General features: G+C 59.3%; 15 protein-coding genes and 1 tRNA gene. 11 read left to right on the top strand and 5 right to left on the bottom strand.

Annotated features, from left to right (window positions below; translation table 11 throughout):
- On the top strand, positions 1–210 hold a 210-nt coding region (locus IU397_RS18340), incomplete at its 5' end, for a hypothetical protein (RefSeq protein ID WP_204416554.1).
- A 243-nt stretch (positions 211–453) separates the two neighbouring features.
- Positions 454–529: transfer RNA gene (locus IU397_RS18335), tRNA-Trp, on the top strand.
- A 9-nt stretch (positions 530–538) separates the two neighbouring features.
- Here IU397_RS18335 and secE read toward each other — a convergent pair.
- Positions 539–736, bottom strand: coding sequence for a preprotein translocase subunit SecE (gene secE, locus IU397_RS18330; RefSeq protein ID WP_204416552.1), 198 nt, complete (start codon positions 734–736; stop codon positions 539–541).
- 94 nt (positions 737–830) lie between these two features.
- Here secE and IU397_RS18325 point away from each other — a divergent pair, with 94 nt between their 5' ends.
- The 5 genes from IU397_RS18325 (at position 831) to IU397_RS18305 (ending at position 6,459) form a co-directional block, all read left to right on the top strand.
- Entirely contained in the window at positions 831–1,106 is a 276-nt protein-coding gene (locus tag IU397_RS18325) for a DUF5665 domain-containing protein (RefSeq protein ID WP_204416550.1), read from the top strand.
- 175 nt (positions 1,107–1,281) lie between these two features.
- A complete protein-coding gene (gene rpsO, locus IU397_RS18320) occupies positions 1,282–1,551 on the top strand; it encodes a 30S ribosomal protein S15 (RefSeq protein WP_204416548.1) in 270 nt (89 codons plus the stop codon).
- A 205-nt stretch (positions 1,552–1,756) separates the two neighbouring features.
- Positions 1,757–3,889, top strand: coding sequence for a polyribonucleotide nucleotidyltransferase (gene pnp / locus IU397_RS18315; RefSeq protein WP_204416546.1), 2,133 nt, complete (start codon positions 1,757–1,759; stop codon positions 3,887–3,889).
- A 197-nt stretch (positions 3,890–4,086) separates the two neighbouring features.
- Entirely contained in the window at positions 4,087–4,734 is a 648-nt protein-coding gene (locus tag IU397_RS18310; protein WP_204416544.1) for a hypothetical protein, read from the top strand.
- 57 nt (positions 4,735–4,791) lie between these two features.
- The gene (locus IU397_RS18305) at positions 4,792–6,459 is read left to right on the top strand and encodes an ABC transporter ATP-binding protein (protein ID WP_204416542.1); all 1,668 of its coding nucleotides are present in this window, start codon (positions 4,792–4,794) and stop codon (positions 6,457–6,459) included.
- On the opposite strand, the gene IU397_RS18300 is transcribed toward IU397_RS18305, so the two are convergent.
- On the bottom strand, positions 6,460–7,113 hold the full coding sequence (locus IU397_RS18300) for a hypothetical protein (RefSeq protein ID WP_204416540.1): 654 nt from the start codon (positions 7,111–7,113) through the stop codon (positions 6,460–6,462).
- A gap of 1 nt (position 7,114) precedes the next feature.
- Positions 7,115–8,848, bottom strand: a complete 1,734-nt coding sequence (ilvD, locus tag IU397_RS18295) for a dihydroxy-acid dehydratase (protein WP_204416538.1) — start codon at positions 8,846–8,848, stop codon at positions 7,115–7,117.
- Positions 8,849–8,963: 115 nt separating this feature from the next.
- On the opposite strand from ilvD, the gene IU397_RS18290 reads away from it, so the two are divergent.
- The 4 genes from IU397_RS18290 to IU397_RS18275 all read left to right on the top strand — a co-directional run bounded on the left by IU397_RS18290 (position 8,964) and on the right by IU397_RS18275 (position 13,321).
- Positions 8,964–9,851, top strand: coding sequence for a CPBP family intramembrane glutamic endopeptidase (locus tag IU397_RS18290; protein WP_204416536.1), 888 nt, complete (start codon positions 8,964–8,966; stop codon positions 9,849–9,851).
- Positions 9,852–9,916: 65 nt separating this feature from the next.
- Positions 9,917–10,807 carry a CPBP family intramembrane glutamic endopeptidase gene (locus tag IU397_RS18285; RefSeq protein WP_204416534.1) on the top strand — a complete coding sequence of 297 codons (891 nt, stop codon included), beginning with the start codon at positions 9,917–9,919 and terminating at the stop codon, positions 10,805–10,807.
- A 283-nt stretch (positions 10,808–11,090) separates the two neighbouring features.
- A complete protein-coding gene (gene accD / locus IU397_RS18280) occupies positions 11,091–12,053 on the top strand; it encodes an acetyl-CoA carboxylase, carboxyltransferase subunit beta (RefSeq protein WP_204416532.1) in 963 nt (320 codons plus the stop codon).
- The gene (locus IU397_RS18275; RefSeq protein WP_370541724.1) at positions 12,053–13,321 is read left to right on the top strand and encodes a folylpolyglutamate synthase/dihydrofolate synthase family protein; all 1,269 of its coding nucleotides are present in this window, start codon (positions 12,053–12,055) and stop codon (positions 13,319–13,321) included. The genes accD and IU397_RS18275 overlap by 1 nt, the downstream gene beginning before the upstream one ends.
- Positions 13,322–13,420: 99 nt before the next feature.
- On the opposite strand, the gene IU397_RS18270 is transcribed toward IU397_RS18275, so the two are convergent.
- Positions 13,421–14,803 carry an L-serine ammonia-lyase gene (locus IU397_RS18270; RefSeq protein ID WP_204416530.1) on the bottom strand — a complete coding sequence of 461 codons (1,383 nt, stop codon included), beginning with the start codon at positions 14,801–14,803 and terminating at the stop codon, positions 13,421–13,423.
- 301 nt (positions 14,804–15,104) lie between these two features.
- On the bottom strand, positions 15,105–19,922 hold the full coding sequence (locus IU397_RS18265) for a LamG-like jellyroll fold domain-containing protein (protein ID WP_239479910.1): 4,818 nt from the start codon (positions 19,920–19,922) through the stop codon (positions 15,105–15,107).
- Positions 19,923–20,587 lie beyond the last annotated feature (665 nt).

Here is a 20,587-nt window from a genome sequence, read left to right as displayed (position 1 = left end):
CAACCCGCCCTCGTCGCTTTCGCTGCTCTGGCCGGCACGGCATCCGCAATGACGGCACCAACTGCCCTGGAAAGCCGCCTGGCCTCTTATCCCGTTGAAATCAACGTCAATGACCTCAGCAAGTCTGAACTGGCCCGTGTGAACATCGTTCTGAGCTCCGGCGACAGCCAAGCCGAGATCGTCCGTCGTCTGCAGTCCATCGCGAAATAAGTCGGTGTGTTGCAGATAGCAGGCCGGGGCAACAACTCGGCCTGTTGGATGGTGCGCCATCCAAATCAAAAGAACCAGTCTGGTAGACCCGACTGGTTCTTTTTCGTTTCCACTGCATTATCGAATTGTCTTGCACATGCTTGTCCCTGATCAACCTAACTTGCATCCCCGCCACATTCATCGGTGATGCGCAGATCACCCTTGAACGATGCGGCGATAGCCGGTAGACGCCATTGTGGTCGTAGGGGTTTAGCTCAGTTGGTAGAGCATCGGTCTCCAAAACCGAGGGTCGTGGGTTCGAGTCCCTCAGCCCCTGCCAAGACCAAAACTAGCCGAACAATCCCAAGACGGAGGTCAGGCCGGTTTTGATGATGAGATCCACCACAAAGAAAAACACAGCTGCGATCGTGGCGAGGATGAACACCATGACGGTGGTCAACAACACCTCCCGGCGGGTTGGCCAGACGACCTTTGCCACTTCGGACCGGACCTGTTGAACAAATTGCAGCGGATTGGCCATTGTCATTTCCCTAGTGTGTTAGGGGCAGATACGCCGTAGATGGCAAAGTTTCAAGCAACGCCGTTGCGTGACACCTGCCATAAAGAGCTAAATCAACGATATGAAAGCAGACATACCTGATACACAATCCGAAGTCGCCGGTTTGCGGGCCGAACTGGCGCGTCTGAACAACCACCGATTTGTTCGAATCCATAATAGCACCTGGCGGCTGATGTTCTTTCAGTTTTTGCGCGGATTGTCGTTTGGGCTTGGGACGGTAATGGGCGCGAGTATCTTGGTCTCAATCCTCGTTTATCTACTATCTTGGGTCGATTTCATTCCGATTATCGGGGAGTGGGCGACCGAACTCGCACGTCAAATCGATATTGATCGCTGATACGCGCAGGCCATTTGGCTGCGCCAAGTCCCACTTTAATGAAGGCTTTTCTTTTAGGGGGATATCCCCTATACGCGCGCATCCGTGCCGCCGTGGCGGTACCGAGATCTCCAAGGGCCTTGCTGGACGACATCCCGGCTTGTGCCATTCACCTACCAATCGCAAGGAGACCCCGATGTCGATCACTGTTGAAGAGAAAAATCGCGTGATGAAGGAATACGCAACCAAGGAAGGCGACACTGGCTCGCCCGAAGTTCAGGTTGCCGTTCTCAGTTCACGCATCGCCACGCTGACCGAACACTTCAAGACCCACAAAAAGGATAACCATTCCCGCCGTGGTCTTTTGAAGATGGTCGCACAGCGCCGCAAACTTTTGGATTATCTGCGCGCCAAAGAAGAGAGCCGGTATCAGGATCTCATCAAACGCCTGGGTCTGCGCCGCTAAGACACCAAAACCGCGTCCCCCCGGGGGCGCGGTTTTTTGTTCCGGTCGTGGGACCCGAACACCCGCCCCAAGGCTCTCTTGGGGCTTCCTGAAATGGCCGGGCCCGACCGGATCAGGGATGCATCAAGGGCCGCGACGGACACGCCGTCGTACGCAATAGGCCGTGACAGGGGATACGCCCCGGCGGCCAGAATAGGAAAACAAGATGTTCGACGTATCGACAAAGACACTGGAATGGGGCGAGGAAACCCTGACGCTGGAAACGGGCAAGGTTGCCCGTCAGGCCGACGGCACCGTGATTGCCACGTTGGGTGAGACCAGCGTGATGGCAAACGTGACGTTTGCAAAAGCACCCAAGCCCGGTCAGGATTTCTTTCCACTGACCGTGCATTACAACGAAAAATACTATGCCGCCGGTAAAATCCCCGGCGGTTTTTTCAAGCGTGAAGGTCGCCCGACTGAGAAAGAGACGCTGACCTCGCGCCTTATTGACCGTCCGATCCGGCCACTTTTCGTTCCCGGCTTCAAGCATGAAGTGCTGGTGATCTGCACGGTGCTGTCACACGATTTGGTCAACGATCCCGACATCGTGGCGATGATCGCGGCCTCTGCTGCCCTGACCATTTCGGGCGCACCGTTCATGGGTCCGATCGCGGCGGCCCGCGTTGGTTTTGTGGATGGCGAATACATCCTCAACCCCGAAGTCACCGACATGGACGATCTGCGCTCCAAGCCCGAACAGCGGCTGGACCTGGTCGTGGCGGGCACCAAGGACGCCGTCATGATGGTCGAATCCGAAGCTTATGAGCTGTCGGAAGCCGAGATGCTGGGTGCTGTCAACTTCGCCCATGAGCAGATCCAGCCCGTGATCGATCTGATCATCGATCTGGCCGAAGATGCTGCGAAAGAACCGTTCGACTACCAGCCGCCCGATTACAGCGCACTTTATGACGCCGTGAAGGCCGCGGGTGAGGCCGACATGCGCGCCGCTTTCGCCATTACGGATAAGCAGGAACGGACCACCGCAATCTCGGACGCACGTGCCAAGATCCTGGATGCGCTCACCGAAGAGCAGCGCGAAGACAGCAATCTGGGTTCGGCCCTGAAAAAGCTGGAAAGCAGCATCCTGCGCGGCGACGTTGTCAAGAACGGCACCCGTATCGATGGCCGCGATACGACCACCGTGCGCCCCATCGTGTCTGAGACCGGTCTGTTGCCGCGGACCCATGGTTCGGCCCTATTCACACGGGGTGAGACCCAAGGTCTGGTCATCACCACGTTGGGCACCGGCGAGGATGAGCAGATCATCGACGCCCTCCATTCCAACAGCCGCTCGAACTTCATGCTGCATTACAACTTCCCGCCCTATTCGGTGGGTGAGGTTGGCCGCTTTGGCCCTCCGGGTCGTCGCGAGATCGGCCATGGTAAGCTGGCCTGGCGCGCGTTACAGGCGGTTCTGCCTGCGGCGACGGATTTCCCCTACACGGTGCGGCTGGTGTCAGAGATCACCGAGTCCAACGGATCGTCCTCAATGGCGACCGTCTGTGGTGGTTCCTTGGCCATGATGGATGCGGGAGTGCCCTTGAAATCGGCCGTGGCCGGTGTGGCCATGGGCTTGATCCTGGAAGAAGACGGATCCTACGCGATCCTGACCGACATCCTGGGCGACGAAGATCATCTTGGCGATATGGACTTCAAGGTCGCCGGGACGGAGAACGGCATCACCTCCCTGCAGATGGACATCAAGGTTGCGGGCATCACACCTGAGATCATGGAAAAAGCCCTGGCCCAGGCCAAGGACGGCCGGATGCATATCCTGGGTGAGATGGCTAAGGCCCTGACCGGTGCCGCTGAATTCAGCGTCCATGCACCCCGGATCGAGACAATGCAGGTGCCTACCGACAAGATCCGTGAAGTCATCGGATCCGGCGGCAAGGTCATCCGCGAGATCGTGGAAACCTCCGGTGCGAAGGTCGACATCAACGATGACGGTGTGATCAAGATCGCTTCGCCCAATGGTGAGAGCATACAAAAAGCCTACGACATGATCTACTCGATCGTGGCTGAGCCCGAGGAAGGCAAGGTTTACAAAGGCACTGTGGTCAAGATCGTGGACTTTGGTGCCTTCGTGAACTTCTTTGGGAAGCGCGACGGTCTGGTCCATGTCAGCCAGATCGAGAACCGCCGCCTGAACCACCCCTCTGACGTCCTGAAAGAAGGTCAGGAGGTTTGGGTCAAACTCTTGGGCTTTGACGATCGTGGCAAGGTTCGCCTGTCGATGAAGGTCGTGAACCAAGAGACCGGCGAAGAGGCGGTCGAAGAAGAAAACGCCGAATAAGTCGGCATTTTAACTACGGAAAAATGAGACCTCGGTGGCAATACCGGGGTTTTTTGCTGTTCGGATGCACTGCCACAGTTCCTCCATCTTTAGACCGTTCCCATGACATGGTTCAGCCAGACCTGTTCATCACAGCCCGGTCCCACGGGGAGTCGCGGCTTAATTCAAAAATACACGGTTTCTGACGAGAATGGCGCATGATTTCATTAGACAGCACACTTGCCCTTGATGTTGCGCGGATGGTCCACTTGCTTGGCCTTGCCATGGGGTTTGGCCTGGCCCTTTGGGCGGATGTGTCGGCCCTGAAATGCTTTTTCAAACCGGTGACGGATGCCGATATCCGTATGATGCATCGCTTGCACAATACGATCATGGCCGGGGTCCTGGTGCTGTGGGCCAGCGGGCTGTTTCTGCTTTATGCCCGCACGGGGTTTGATTTGGCCAATTTCAGCCCCAAGCTGATGCTGAAACTCGGTGTTGTGACCCTGCTGACGGTCAACGGCTGCTTCATCGCTTATTTTGCCATTCCCCAATACGCCATCCACGAGGGGTTCAGGTTCGGCGATATCCGCTTTGCCACACGCTTGAAAATGGGCGTGATTGCCGGTGTGTCGCTGTGCTGTTGGATCAGTGCGCTGACCTTGGGTGTCTTCAGCCAGTTGCGCCCGATGGATGGCGCTGCTCTGCAACAGATCTTTTTGCCTATCTTCGCTGTCGGTATCGGCGGCGTGCTGAGCTTCACCATCGTTGTGCCGTTTTGTGTGGCTGTGGGGCTGCGCATTGCGCGCTATCGCAACCGCCGCATGCCTGCGGACCCGGTTGACGGGTCATTCGGCCCTGCCTAGCCTAGGGGGCCAAGGTTGGGGGATGTAAGCTCCGACATCATCTAGATGGGAGAGCGCATGACCGACGGTAGCCAGCGCGGCGAGATCATCCTTGAAATGAACAACATATCGATCGAGTTGCCTAAGGGCGCGGATCGAACACATGCGGTGAAGGATGTGAACCTTGAGTTGCGGCGCGGGGAGATCCTTTGCATCGTCGGTGAAAGCGGCTCTGGCAAATCGGTTTTGACCAGCGCGATCATGAATGACGTGCCGCCGCGTCTGACCGTGACCCAGGGCGAGGTGTTATTTGACGGGCGGGATGTGCTGAAATTCAGTGATGCCGAGCTCTGTGAAATGCGCGGTGCGCGGATTTCCATGATCTACCAGGAGCCCATGGCGGCGCTGAATCCGGCGATGAAGATCGGCAAGCAGGTAGACGAGGTTTTTGCCCTCCACCGCCCGGAAATCAGCAAGACCGACCGCAAGGCGGAGACGTTGAAACTGTTGGAACAGATGCGCCTGCCCAACCCGCCGCGGATCTATGACAGCTACCCGCACCAGGTCTCCGGTGGGCAATGCCAACGTGTTGTCATCGCCATGGCACTGGCCTGCAAACCCGACGTGCTGATTGCCGATGAACCGACCACGGCGCTGGACGTGACGACACAGGCGGAGATCCTGCGCCTTATCAACGACCTGAAGGATGTCTACGACAACGCCACGATCTTTATCACCCATGATTTCGGCGTGGTGGCCGATATTGCTGACCGGGTCGCCGTCATGTGCTGGGGCGAGGTGATCGAGCAAGGCCCGGCAGAACAGATCCTGATGAACCCCCAGAAAGACTACACAAAGCTACTGGTCGACGCGATGCCTGCGCTTGAAACCACCCGCAGCCCCGACCGCACCCGCAACGACGCGCCCAAGGTTGAGGCCAAGTCGCTGCATAAGATCTATGGGGCAGGCGACAAGCAGGTCCACGCCCTGAACGATGCCAGCTTTGTCTTGCGGTCGGGCGAGACATTGGGCGTCGTCGGCGAAAGTGGATCGGGCAAGTCAACCCTCGCCAAGGCGCTGATCCGGTTGATCGAACCCACCTCTGGGTCGATCATCATCAACGAACAGGACTTTCTGGCCCTGCAAGGCGCGACGTTGCAAGACAGCCGCCGCCTGATCCAAATGATCTTTCAGGACCCTTACGGATCGCTGAATCCGACCAAGACGGTGGGGGACATCATCACGCGCGGCCCCATCCTGCGCGGGGTCTCCGCATCCGAGGCCAAGGCGCGCGCCATGGAATTGCTGGAGATGGTCGGCCTGCAGCCGGAGGCATATTTCCGGACACCTCGCAATTTCTCGGGCGGGCAACGGCAGCGGATCGGGGTGGCCCGCGCCCTGTCGATGGAGCCAGATGTGGTGATCGCCGATGAAAGCGTTTCGGCGCTCGACCTGTCCGTGCAAAAGCAAGTGCTCCGGTTGATGAATGATCTGCAGGAACGGCTGCAGGTCGCGATTATCTTCATCACCCATGACCTGCGCGTGGCGGCCCAAATCTCTGACTACATCACGGTGATGCAGAAGGGGGTCATGGTTGAGTTCGGGTCGGCGGAGGATGTCTTTGACAATCCCCAGCACGCGTACACAAAGATGCTGCTGGATGCAGCTCCAGGGCGCGACTGGCACCCGCCACGTCTGTCGGTCGAAGAGTCCACCCGCATCGCTGCAGAGGTCCAGCGCGGATAGCTATTGCGCCGCGGCGGTCTGTACACCGCCGCTGGCCTGCTGGATCCGTTGGGCAAACCGCATGGCCAGGGACATTCCACGTTCGCTGCCCATGTTGTGGCCGCGCAACCCGATGACCGTGGCGGACACGACCGCGCCATTCATGGTAAAGACGGCCCGCCAACGATCCGCCGCCAGGTCAGGCAGGTCCGACAAGCCGCTATCTTGCAAATGCATCAGGAAGACATCGCCCTGAATCTCGGTCTCGAACACGTCAACCTTGGCGGGGTCGCCATCCTGGGCCAAGGCTGCCCGCCCGGCATCTGTCGTGAAAAAGCGCTCAAACGCTTCAACCGGGGCCGTACCGCCAGGGGCTACGGTGGCGGTCAAAAGCGCATCTAGCGTCCGGTTCTCGGGCGTCGCCGCGCGCCCCGACAGACCGGCACAACTGCCCAGCAAGACGAATGCGGTTGAATCGTTCAAACGGCTTGAGCGCGTGTCGACGCAATATCCCGCCGGTCCGGCAACTGTGACCGCTCCCTCACGAACCGACACCTGGGTTGGTGCCGCGCGAGAGAATATTGCTGCGCCAAAGCCGCGATTGGCCTGTGATCCGTCGCCCAGGCAACCGGTCAATGCCAGGGCCAGGCTGGCTGCGAATAGGGACCGCCACACCTTAAAGATCCATATAAATGTGTCGTTCATCCTTGGCACCGGGATGGGTCACGGCGCCTTTGTTGGCCCCACCCACCAGCTGCGCATATTTCCACAACGCACCGCTGGCATAGATCGTCTCGCGCGCGCCGCTCCACTTGGCCCTGCGGCTTGCCAAGTCGTCATCGCTCAGCGCGACAGAAATTTCACCCTTGATCGCATCAATCGTGATCATGTCGCCGTCTTCCAACAGGGCGATGGGGCCGCCATGGGCCGCCTCTGGCCCGACATGGCCAACGCAAAAGCCGCGTGTCGCCCCGGAAAACCGGCCATCGGTGATCAGCGCGACCTTTTTGCCCATGCCTTGGCCAGACAAAGCCGCCGTTGTCGCCAGCATTTCCCGCATACCGGGGCCCCCGGCCGGACCTTCATTGCGGATCACCAGGATCTCGCCTTCGGCATAGCCGCGGGCCTTGACGGCCTCAAACGCGTCTTCCTCGCATTCAAACACACGGGCCGGGCCGGTAAAGACTTGGTCCTCCGCCGCCATTCCGGCGACTTTGACGATGGCGCCTTCCGGGGCGAGGTTTCCTGTCAACCCCACCACACCGCCGGTGGGCGTGATCGGTGTCGCAACGGGGTAGATCACGCGGCCATCGGCCTCCAAAGCCACCTTATCCAATTCTTCGCCCATGGTGGCGCCGGTCGCGGTGACGCAATCCTCATGGACCAATCCCGCCTTGCGAAGCTCCTTCATGACGACAGGCACGCCGCCCACCTCATAAAGGTCCTTGGCCACATATTGGCCGCCGGGCTTGAGATCGACGAAGTACGGTGTATCGCGGAAAATGTCGCAGACGTCGCCAAGGTCGAAATCGATCCCCGCCTCATGGGCAATCGCGGGCAGGTGCAGCCCGGCATTGGTGGATCCGCCTGTGCAGGCCACGACGCGGGCTGCGTTTTCCAGGCTCTTGCGGGTGACGACATCGCGGGCGCGGATGTTCTTTTCCAACAGGAGCATCACAGCCTCGCCGCTGGCTTTGCCATACTGATCGCGGTTTTCGTAAGGCGCAGGCGCGCCGGAGGAGTTCGGCAGTGCCAGGCCAATCGCCTCGGACACGCAGGCCATGGTGTTGGCCGTGAACTGCCCGCCACATGCGCCGGCAGAGGGGCAGGCGACCCGCTCCAGAATGGCCAGCTCCTCGTCCGAATAATTGCCTGCCTGGTGCTGTCCCACCGCCTCGAACACGTCCTGTACGGTGACATCCTTGCCGTTCAATCGACCGGGCAGGATCGATCCACCATAGATGAACACGCTGGGCACGTTCAGCCGCACCATGGCCATCATCATGCCCGGCAGGGACTTGTCGCAACCGGCAAGGCCGACAATGGCGTCATAGCAATGGCCACGCATCGTAAGCTCAACAGTGTCGGCAATGGCCTCGCGGGAGGCCAGCGATGACCGCATGCCCTCATGCCCCATCGCGATGCCGTCGGTCACGGTGATGGTGGTAAACTCCCGGGGGGTGCCGCTGGCCGCCTTCACACCCAGCTTCACGGCCTGGGCTTGGCGGTTCAATGCGATGTTGCAGGGGGCGGCTTCGTTCCAACAAGTGGCGACGCCAATGAACGGCTGCGCGATCTCGTCCTCGCTCAGCCCCATTGCATAGTAGTAAGACCGGTGCGGCGCCCGCGAAGGTCCTTCGGTCACATGGCGGCTGGGCAATGCAGATTTATCAAACGGTTTCTTCAGCATCTTATCCCTCCCCGGATTTCTTTGGATCATGCGCATAGCCACCGACGTTGACAACGACAAGCTGAATTGCGTCTTTGTGCAATGCGGCATAGCAGGGCAGGGAAAGGATTTTTCCATGTCCTATGGCCCGCATCAGCAATTCGTCCGACCCGCCGCGGAAAAAGGGGAGCTTTGGCGGATCCCGGTGGTCCTGATCGTGACCTTCCTGGGCGGTATCTTTTTCGCGCGCTTGGTCTTGGATGCACTTCTGCTCCCCTTGGCACCTGATCTTTACAACGCAATGGCCGTTGCCGATGTCCAGGTGACGCCAAGCCCCGCATTCACCTTGGCCAATCTGGCGATGTTCATGGTGTTTGCGGTTAGTTTCGGGTTCATAACCCGGTTGCTGCATCTGCGCAGCTTGCTTTCGATGCTCGGTCCGTTGGAGCAAGCCTGGATTGATTTTCGGGCCGTTCTGATCTGGGCCGGTGCGGTCTATCTGGTGGTCGGGATACTTAGCCCAACCGGAGACCTGACGCTGCAGCGCAATTCCGTCACGGCGGTCACTTGGGTCCTGCTGCTGCCACTGACCTCCGTCGCCCTGTTGATCCAGACTGGTACCGAAGAGGTGGTGTTTCGCGGCTACCTCCAACAGCAACTTGGTGCGCGGTTCCGCTCGCCTTGGCTGTGGTTGGTTGCACCGTCACTGGCATTCGGCCTGCTGCACTGGTTCAACGAGCCGGGCCCGAATGCGTGGTTCATTGTTGTTCTGGTGACGCTTTCGGGGCTCAGCTATGCCGATTTGACCGCACGCACCGGGACGATGGGCGCGGCTTGGGCGCTGCACCTTGTCAATAACTTCTTCGCTATTGCAGTGGTTTCGGTGAACGATGATTGGGGTGGCCTGGCTCTCTATGTCTTCGATCTGGATTGGTCGGTGCCGCAACCGCTCTCGCTTTTCGTGGTGGAGGCGGTTTGGGTTCTGTGCGGATGGCTGGCTGCGCGTGTGGCCGTGCGCGCGTAACCGGCGTTGCTGACCCTCGGGCAATCCGATACCCCTGAGCCACATCAACAATCACGGAGCCACAGATGCGCAATCCGGAATTCGAAGCCTCCATCGCCGAGGCGAAACTCTACCCCGAATTCTGGCGGATCCTGCTAGGCCTGCTTTTGATCGTGTTCATCTACGCCGCGTCCACCGCCTTGATCTTTGGCGTAACCGCTGCCGCCATCGCACAGACCAATCCGTTCGGGATCATGCCGTTTTTCAATGGTCTGGCCGAACCAGATGATCCCGTTGAGGTCATTGTGCTTTTGCTGACCTTTTTTGGCATGTTCCTTGGCGTGATCCTTGCCGCTGCTGCCTTGCATTTCCGCGGGCCTGGCAGCCTGTTCGGGACGTTCAGCGAATGGATCCGTGGCTTTTTCACCGGGCTCCTTGTGCTGTGGGTCATCTTCGGTGCGGTTCTGATGATCGGTATCCTCTTTGATCCGCCAGAACCAAACCTGCCCTTCCAGAATTTCCTGCGCTGGCTGCCCCTGGCCTTGCCGCTTTTGTTTTTGCAGATCGGCGCAGAGGAATTGCTGTTTCGCGGCTACCTGCAACAACAACTCGCGGCGCGGTTTCATGCGCGCTGGATCTGGTTCTGGATCCCGTCGGTTCTGTTTGCCTTTGCGCATTTCGATCCGTCGATGGGGCCCAATGTTGCACTTGTCCTGCTGTCGACTTTGACCTTCGCCCTGATCGCCGCTGACCTGACAGAGCGGACCGGCAGCCTCGGTGCCGCGATGGGATTGCACTTTGCCAATAATTTTCTGGGCCTTTTCATTGTTTCGTTTAAGGGGACAATCACTGGACTTGCCCTTTACGTCACCGAAGCGCCGGTAGAAACCGTTGGGTTTCAAAGCGTTGGCATGGCTTTCGGTATATTGGTTCTGCTGTTGGTCTGGTGGGTGACGCGCCGGATCCTGGTGGGTTGAGCCGCCCGTGCTTGGAGAGTGCGCGATTTTTTCCGGCTGCCACTTGCAATGACAACTAAATTATCCAATCTACTAAGTACGGTTGGTCACTTTTTCTGAGTCTGAAGGGTAACGTGCCAGTTCCGATCAATCGTCCCGGCTGATCCGCGCGATCTGAGTGTTGTGGCTTGTGAGCTGCGCGTGATCAGTCGGGGTTCCGACTGCTCTACAATCCTATGCAATTGCAATTCCGTGGAGCGGGGCTTATTTCCCGGTCATCGGCGTCGTGGCATAAGGGCCCTTTATGAACTGGATCTCCAACTACGTTCGGCCAAAGATCAATTCGCTGTTTTCACGCCGCGAAGTTCCGGACAACCTGTGGTCGAAATGCCCGGAATGCGGAACAATGCTGTTCCACCGGGAACTCAAGGACAATCTGAACGTCTGCACGACGTGCAACCACCACATGGCCCTCAGCCCGCGAGAGCGGTTTGCCAATCTGTTCGATGGTGGCATCTATTCTGAGGTTTCGGTACCCGAGCCCGTTGCCGATCCGCTACATTTTCGCGACCAGAAACGCTACCCTGAACGCATGCGGATTGCCCAGCGTGACACGGGTGAGATGGAGGCGATGCTGATTGCTGAAGGCGAAATGGGCCGTACGCCCATCGTGGCCGCCTGTCAGGATGCGAACTTCATCCTTGGCTCCATGGGCATGTATGTGGGCAATGCTTTTTTGGCAGGCGCAGAGCGCGCCCTGGAATTAGGCCGCCCCTTCATTGTTTTCTCTGCTGCAGGTGGTGCCCGTATGCAGGAAGGCATCCTGAGCCTCATGCAGATGCCGCGGACCACCATCGGCGTGCAGATGCTGCGCGAAGCTGGCCTGCCCTACATTGTGGTGCTGACCCATCCGACTACCGGCGGCGTGACTGCCAGTTATGCGATGTTGGGGGATGTCCAGATCGCCGAACCCGGGGCGCTGATCTGTTTTGCCGGTCCCAGAGTGATCGAGCAGACGATCCGTGAAAAGCTGCCCGAGGGGTTTCAACGCGCCGAATATCTGTTGGAGCATGGCATGCTCGACCGCGTCACCCGGCGGGAACACATGCGGGATGAATTGATCGGGATCACCCGCATGCTGATGGGCCTGACACCGCCCGTCAAAGGCGATCTGCCCCCGCCGGACCGGGAGGCTGACATGGCGCAGGTCGATGCGGCTGCGCCCGATGAGGTCGCCGCGGCGGGCCCGGTGGACCCGACCCCTTGATACCGAAGACCAGCGCCGAGCTTTTGGCGCAGATGCTGGCCTTGCATCCGGTTGAGATCGAACTGTCGCTGGGTCGGATGACCCGGCTGTTAACGGCGCTTGACCATCCCGAACGCAAGCTGCCGCCGGTGATCCATATTGCCGGGACCAACGGAAAGGGCTCGACCCTGGCCATGGTCCGAGCCGGTTTGGCGGCGGCCGGCCAACGGGTCCATGCCTATACGTCGCCACATCTCGTGCGCTTTTCGGAGCGGATCGTCTTGAACGGGGCAGAGATTGACGAACCTGCGTTGATCGATGTGTTGCACCGCACGTTGATGGCCAATGACGGGCATCCGATCACGTATTTCGAAGCGACGACCTGCGCTGCCTTCCTTGCCTTTGCCGAAAATCCGGCCGATATGCTGTTGTTGGAAGTCGGGCTGGGCGGGCGGTTGGATGCCACCAATGTCATCGACTGTCCCCTGTGTACCGTGATCACACCGGTAGACATCGACCATCAGGAATTTCTGGGGGATACGCTTGCCAAGATCGCCGGGGAAAAGGCGGGCATTCTCAAGCGGGGCGTTCCGTGTATCATTGGTCGGCAGCCCGATGAAGCGCTCGATGTGATTGAGGCGCGTGCTACACCGCTCGGCGCACCGATTTCCGCCTTCGGACAGCAATGGCATGTGACCACCGAACATGGTCGGCTGGTTTTCCAAGATGAAACCGGCCTGCTTGATCTGCCCCTTCCAGCCTTGCCCGGTCTGCATCAGGTTGAGAATGCGGGGATTGCCCTCGCTGTCTTGCGCCAATTGGGCCATGGCGAGGCCGCCTGCGAGGCCGCTTTGCGCGACGCGGCCTGGCCCGCACGGATCCAGCGGTTAACCAATGGTCCCTTGGTGGCGCTCGCTCCGGGCATGGAACTGTGGCTTGATGGTGGGCATAACCCTGCTGCTGGGCGAGCCTTGGCGCGCGCCATGGAAGCGATGCCGGGGCGGCCATTGTGGATGATCACGGGGATGATGGCCCGCAAGGACTGGGCAGGGTTTCTGGCGCCTTTCGGGGATGTTGTACAAGGTGTGATGGCGGTTCCCGTCACCGATGCACCGGGTGGGGCGGCCCCGGAGGATGTGGCGGGCGCGGCTCGATCCGTGGGTTTATCGGTTGAGGTAAGTGGTTCCGTCACAGATGCCTTGATCGCAATCGCAGCCAAGGCGCCAGGGGCACGGGTGCTCATCTGCGGATCGCTTTATTTGGCAGGTGAGGTTCTGGCGCTGCAGTGAGGGATCCGGTCCGTCCGACCGGTGAGGGGGCCAGCCCCCTCTGCCCGCAGGCGGGCATTCACCCCCGGGATATTTTTAGACACATGATGGAGGCGGATCTCAACAATTTGGGATGTTGACCGCGAGCCCCCCCAACGAGGTTTCCTTGTATTTGCTGCTCATATCGGCGCCGGTTTGGCGCATGGTTTCGATGCAAGCATCCAGTGGGACCAGGTGCGTGCCATCCCCGCGCAAGGCGAGTGAGGCCGCTGCGACTGCCTTGACCGCGCCCAGACCGTTGCGTTCGATACATGGGACCTGGACCAAGCCTTTGACGGGGTCGCAGGTCATACCGAGGTGATGTTCCAGCGCAATTTCTGCGGCATTTTCAATCTGTTCAGGTGTGGCGCCCAAGACGGCTGCGAGGCCGGCAGCGGCCATGGCGGCGGCGCTGCCGACTTCTGCTTGGCATCCGGCCTCGGCGCCGCTGATCGAGGCGTTGTGTTTGATCAGCCCGCCGATGGCCGCCGCGGTGAGAAGGAAGGTGTCGATATTGGATCTTGTGGCACCTGGCACATGATCCAGCCAATAGCGCAGGACGGCTGGTACGACACCGGCAGCACCGTTGGTTGGCGCGGTGACAACGCGGCCGCCGGCGGCGTTTTCTTCGTTTACCGCCATGGCATAGACACTGATCCAGTCGTTGATTGTATGGGGCGCGGTGAGGTTTTGCCCTCGCTCTGCCAGCAAACGACGGTGGATGTCGGGGGCGCGGCGGCGGACCTCTAGTCCGCCGGGCAAAACACCATCGGGTGCCGTAAGGCCATTGTCGATGCAGGTGGACATGACGTGCCAGATCTTGTCGATACCAGCGGTCAGGCTGGCCTCGCTTGTGCGGGCGCGCTCATTGGCGCGTTTCATTTCTGCGATGGACAGGCCGCTATCGCGTGCCATTTGCAGCATTTCGTCCGCGTTTTCAAAAGGGTAGGGGGAGACTGGACCACAGGGATCAGCCGTATCAGCACCATGCTGCAATTCCTCGGCCGTCAGGACGAAGCCACCGCCAATGGAGTAGTAGGTTTGCCGGTCGATCACATCCCCTTGGCCATCAATTGCCATTAAAATCAAACCATTAGCGTGGCCGGGGAGCGGGTCGCCGTAGTCGAAGATCAGATCGGTGTCAGGGCTGAACTGCAGGGGCGGTAGATCGGGCACCTCGACCGTCTGTGTCTTTCGGATCTGCGCCAGGGTTTCTTCGGCCTTTTCAGGGTCATAGTCGTCGGGTCGAAACCCGGCCAGGCCCAAGATGACAGCGCGGTCCGTCGCGTGGCCTACACCGGTGAAGGCCAAAGAGCCGTGGAGGGAAGCCCGCAACCCATTGGCCGTAAACGGAGATTTGCGAAGCCGATCAAGGAACCGGGCAGCGGCCACCATGGGCCCGATCGTGTGGGAGGAGGAGGGGCCGATGCCGGGTTTGAAGATCTCGAATACGGACAGGAACATGGGGTGTCGCCTTGGATTACCCTGCAGAGCGTCGTTGGTCAGACCGGTCTGCGCATGTCAGGACGCGACGGTCTGAACCCCTTTTCGGGCATGCGGACGGGATACACAATCGATACACATCCCATGCACAAACCATGCATACGCGCCGGGCGGTTGGTTAAGCTTTTGTTTGGGATGGTCCATCCCGGGAGAGCCGCGCTGGACCGAGATCTGTGAAACCCACGAGAATAAGGGCGACCAAAGAAAATGGGCGGCCAGAGGAGCCGCCCATGTCTTCTGAGTTGAAGGGTCGTTTCGTTGATCAGACGAAGGCGAAATCGTCTACCGTCAATTCCAAACCGCGCTCGAACGTGGCGACCAAGGTGGATTTGCCCGCCCCGGTGCCGTCTGCGTCAAAGACCAGCCGGCCCCATTCGGCGGTGTAGATGAACTGGGCCTCCGTGCCTTCGGCGCGCTTGCCAAAGGTCAAATCCACATCACCGGTCTGACCGAAGCCAGCAGAGCGGAGGGCAATCGTGTCTTCACCGCTGACGAAGTCGAGCACCTTATCGGCATGGGCATCGCCCATCCGGCCAAACTGGAAGATATCGGAACCGGCGCCGCCTTCCAATTCATCCATACCGAAGGCACCGGCGAGCCAGTCATCGCCATCGCCGCCAAAGAGCTTGTCATCGCCTTTTTCGCCGTAGATGCGGTCATTGCCCGCATCGCCGAAGACGGTGTCGTTGCCGTCACCGCCGCGGGTCAGGTCATTGCCGGCGCCACCGCGTACGGTATCCGTGCCGCGGCCGCCATAGACCATGTCGTCGCCGTCATTGCCGCGGACATCGTCGTTGCCGTTGCCACCGTAGACCTTGTCGTTCCCGCCGAGCCCGGCCAAGTCATCATCGCCGTTATTGCCGCTGATCCGGTCATTGCCATCGCCACCGCGCAGGGTGTCCGCCTTGGAGGTGCCATTGATGACCTGTGGTTCAAACGTCGTGTCGGGGAAAAGATCCACCATGGCGGCCGTGTCATTGTCATTCTCGGCCAGGACCAACGCTTCGACCGTGGTGACAGCGCGGTCCAGGACGACGAGATCAGAGATATCGCCTTTGAAGAACCATTCCGCCTTGTCGTCGTCTTTCCATCGGCGGTGGGAAGACGCGCCGACCAGCATATCCTCGGAATTGTCGAGCATACCGCGTGGGAAGCCTTCACCCATGTCGTGGGCCTTGCCGTTGATGTAGAGAACGGTGCCCTGGGGCGAGAAGCTGAAGCTGACATTGACCTGTTCACCCGCCTCGATCTTTTCATCGGACTTGAGGTAGCGATCTTCATCCTTGCTTTGGTAGCGGACCACCAGCTTGCTGCCCCAGTCGATATAGATGTTGAGGTGGCCGCCATCCTTGTAGCCGGAATGGTCTTTGGAGAGGAGCGCCTGTGGCTCTCCTTTCACGATCTCGTCTGCCGTGAAGGAGAAAGCGAAGGTGCCTGCCCGCAAGGCCATGTCGCTGCTATGGGCGATCTTGGTTGCGGCGGTGCCGTCGAACGAGCCGTTGGTTTCGTATTCGACGATGTCCGGCGCTTTCAGGCCCTTATCATTGGCTGAGGCCAAGTTGACCTTGCCCTCCTTGAACCACTTGTTGGAGGTGAAATCCTCGGGCCGGGATCCGATCGGATCACCATCGACATCGCGGGTGTCATAGCCGTAATGCTCACCTTCGCGCAGGTCGCCGGAGGGTGCGACGGCTTCTTGCAGGTCATCGATGCTTTCGACGATGCCATAATGAGCACCGGCGTCGACAATGATGTCTTCCTCTGCGACGAGATCACCATAGACAACGATGTAGCCCAGGTAGTCCTCATCATGGGCGCCGCCGTTATTACCCTGCTGGGAATAGGCGGTGATGACCGAGACCATGTCGTCGGCAAAGCCGTTCCCGTCCGTGTCGATGCTGTGATAGTCGACTTTGACCTGGGTCGTGTGGCCAATGACGCTAATCTTGTCGTCCTTGGCATTGTAGTCGGCGATGATATCGATCCCGAACGCATCCACCCAGTGGTCGTGCAGGCGGGCGTTTTCACCGGCGACCTTGTGCCAATTGATGGTGCGGCCGTCATCTTTGAGGTTGTCGATCAGGATGTCTTTCTTGCCGTTGATCAACGTCTCGAACTTGAAGTGGTCGCGGCCCTCGCCACCGACCAGAACGTCGTCGGCCACGAGCGGCTGGTCGATCCAGTCGACCAATTTCAGATATTTGTTGTCGACCGACGGATCGGGGAAGTCGCGGGACGGCTCCCCGATAACCAGTTGGCCGATACGCTGTTCGCCCGCATCCGAGCGGGAGATCAGCGTATCATCACCCTTGCCGCCGAGCAGCAGGTCAGAGCCGCGACCGCCATCGAGGATGTCGTTGCCCCCCGCACCGCGCAGTTCGTCGTCGCCGTAGCCGCCATAGAGCTTGTCGTTGCCCCATTGGCCGTGGATGACATCGTCACCTGCGCCACCGTCGATCGTGTCATTGCCGCGTCCGCCAAAGAAGGTGTCATCGGCCGCCTGCATGTCCTGCGGGCCAGACGGGTTGGTCAGCGCCGCGCCTGGGCCATCCTTGATCAGGCCGTTGATCTCAGCCTGGGTGAGCGCGTCGCCTTTTTCGGATCCCCCCCAGATGCCGAAATCCGCGATCTCACCCTTGAAGGGGCTGTCGAGGTTGCGGGCATCGGTGGCAAATTCCTGGGCGCTGTCATTGTTCTTGGTCGTGCGCTGGTCGGCGCCGATGACCCAGGGCTCTTCGTTTTGGGTGAGGAAGGCTTCGGTGTAGACATTGGGGGAGGCGACATCGCCTTCATGCACGGTCCAGGACGAGGCGGGGATGGGCTTGCCATCAGCATAGACGGTCACGCCATCTTCGGTGAAGCTGACCGCGAGATGGGTCCATTCACCGGCTTTCAGATCGCCGGGCGTGGAGGTCCAGGTATGGTTGCTGCCGCCGTCACCTTCGGCCATGCGCAGGACGATGCCACCATCCTTGTGCTGGCCCAGGCGGAAGTGACCGCCATCGCCGTTGCCGGACTGATCCTTTGAGATGAACATGCTCTTGTCTGTCGGATCTTCGGGGCGCACCCAGACGGCGATGGTGCCTTGGCTGATCTCAAAGGCGGGGTCGTGGTGGATGAAGGCAAAGTCGTTCTTGCCGTCGAAAGTGATAGAGCCATTGCGGCCCGTGGGGGCGGCGTCGCTATCGGCATCGGTATTCAGGCGGGCCTGATTTTCGTAGCGGCTGTAGGCGATCGCGTCATTGCCGCCGCGGCCATCGGCAAAGCGGCCGTCCTGGTCCTGAGCGAAAGACCAAAAGCCCAAGGCGCCGGGCAGACCCGCAGGGGCGGGGCCGTCATTCTGGGCCATCATGTCATTGCCGTTGGCGCCGCGATAGGTGCGGCCCTCCGCCTCGGTCATTTCCAGCGGTTCGAACCCTTCGCGGGTCAGCTCGACAGGGTCGGGTTGCGACGGATCGGCATAAGTGACCTGGTCGGCATAGGGGTTGTCGACATGATCCTCGGGAGCGCCGGTGACGCCGCCCAGATTGCCATTTGCGTCGCGGGTGTCGTAACCCTTGACCTCTTGTCCGTTCACCATGGAGGTCTTTTCGTCGCCGGGCTGATAAAGCGCTTCGGCCACATCGGCGTAGTTCTCGACCACGCCGTAGGTGACGCCGTTATCGGTTTCGATGTCGTCTGCCTCGACCCGGTCACCGTGGACGATGATCTGGCCGATCAGGTCCATCGTGTGGGCGCCGCCGCCGCCATGCTGGAGCGACAGGATAGTGACGATGCTTTCCTCATCCCCATCGCCATCGACATCGCGATAGGTCACATCGGTGACATTGGCTGTGTGGCCGATGACGGCGATGTGATCCTCTTCGGCATTGTAGTCCGCGATCACGTCGATGCCGAAACTGTCGACCCAGTGATCGTGCAGTTCGTTATTTTCGCCCGCGACACCGGCCCAGTTGATGGTGCCGTCCACCCGGACATGCTTTTGGATGATGTCGAGCTTGGCGTTGAGCTGCGGAAGGATCAGGAAGGTGTCGCGGCCTTCACCACCCACCATGATGTCATCCCCGGTCAGCGGCTGATCGGCATAGGCCTTGAGCTTTTGCAGATCGTTATCAACCTCGTTGTCGGGGTCCTGGCGGGTCGGCTTGCCGATGGCCAACTGGCCAATCCGCTGCTCCCCGGCATCGGAGCGGGAGATCAGAAGGTCGTCGCCTTTGCCGCCGATAAGCAGGTCAGAGCCGTAACCTCCATCGATTACATCGTTTCCGTCACCGCCATTCAGCTTGTCATCCCCGTAATTGCCGATGATCTCATCATCACCTGCGCCGCCAGAGAGATCGTCATCGCCGCCTTTGCCTTCGATCAGATCACGGCCTGACGTGGTGCTGCCCTCCGCCGCGCCATCGACGCTGATCTCGCCGGCAAAGGTCCCGGGGTGATAGTCGGTCACCGGGACGGAGCCGACACCCGCTGGCGGGTTGGTGAAGTCTGCTTCCGTTTGATAATACGCGCTTTGGTCGACGGGCAGCCCATCAATCAGAACCCGCAAGGATTTGCCACCGCCTTGATCGTAGTAGGTCAGGTCAATTTCGTAGAGGCCCCCGTCGAATTCAGCCGTGCGTGCCGTTTCGGCAGTCGCACGGTTTGACGCGAATTCGGAAAATGTCACACCGCCCAGTTCGAGCCGGAACCCATCGTCGGAGATCACAGAGATTTCATGAACACCGGCGGGGATGTAAATGTACCCGGACAAGAGCATACCGGTCGGCCCGAATTCTGCATCGCCGCTGCCATCAATGCTGCCTGCGTCGCGATTGAGGAAATCTGCAACGGTTGAGGACGATTTGTGACTGCCATAGTAGATCTGGCTTGCTGTAAAGGTGGCATCCGCCTGGTTGTTTGCAATCAGGTCATCGACATCGGAAATGCGGCGCAACCCGTCAGCTGCTTGGAACACTGCACCGGAGAGACCCGTCCCCTTGGCCGGAACGCCATTAAGGCCATTGAGACCAACGCTGGTTGTCATGCCGTCTGGCGTATCAACGACGCCGGGTTCAAAGTTGCTTGGTGAGTTATCCATCGCAGTCTTCTCCAGATCGATGTGCCCCTCGTTGAGAACGATGCACATTATCGCAAAATTAATTTAGCTGGTGTTAACCCACAATTGACGTGTGTTTGGAAATTAATTCCACCATCGATTGTATTGCTGTCACACCGTTTCCCTTACGTCTGTTATCCATGGGCCAATTGATCACTAATCTGTCAACTGGCTGCTGGTATGGTGGGCACATTTCTGCCTTTGGCGGGCATAATTCAGGTTGGTTTGGGGCGAAAAGAAGGCCGAATTTCTTAAAGATGGCTAATTCATATATGAGCGTTTGATTGTCTCCAATTAGGCGACGGACCCTTCCGTGGGGCTGGCAGGTCTTCGCTGGTGAGGTTGGGGTGTCATTTGCTGGATTCGCGAAAACCAACGTGGATAGACTGTTGATCGAACAACCTAGAGATGTGGGGCGCTTTGGGTTGATTTCGGCCCAATTTGCCCCAAAAATCTTTGTTTTTGCGTTGCAGGCTTTGCCCCATGATTTCTGATTTGCGCGGTATTCCAATGTGATGAAAGGAAAAGTTGCATCCCGAGATGAGCTGTATTGGGCCGTCCGGCACCAACCCACCTGCGGGGGCGGGAACAAGGTCAAAATATGACCGACATTCATCCCCCGGACGAAGCCGCGCGGGTGCCTTGTG

The organism is Actibacterium sp. 188UL27-1 (assembly GCF_016901225.1).
Lineage (GTDB): Bacteria > Pseudomonadota > Alphaproteobacteria > Rhodobacterales > Rhodobacteraceae > 188UL27-1.
This window is presented reverse-complemented; position numbering and strand designations above follow the sequence as displayed.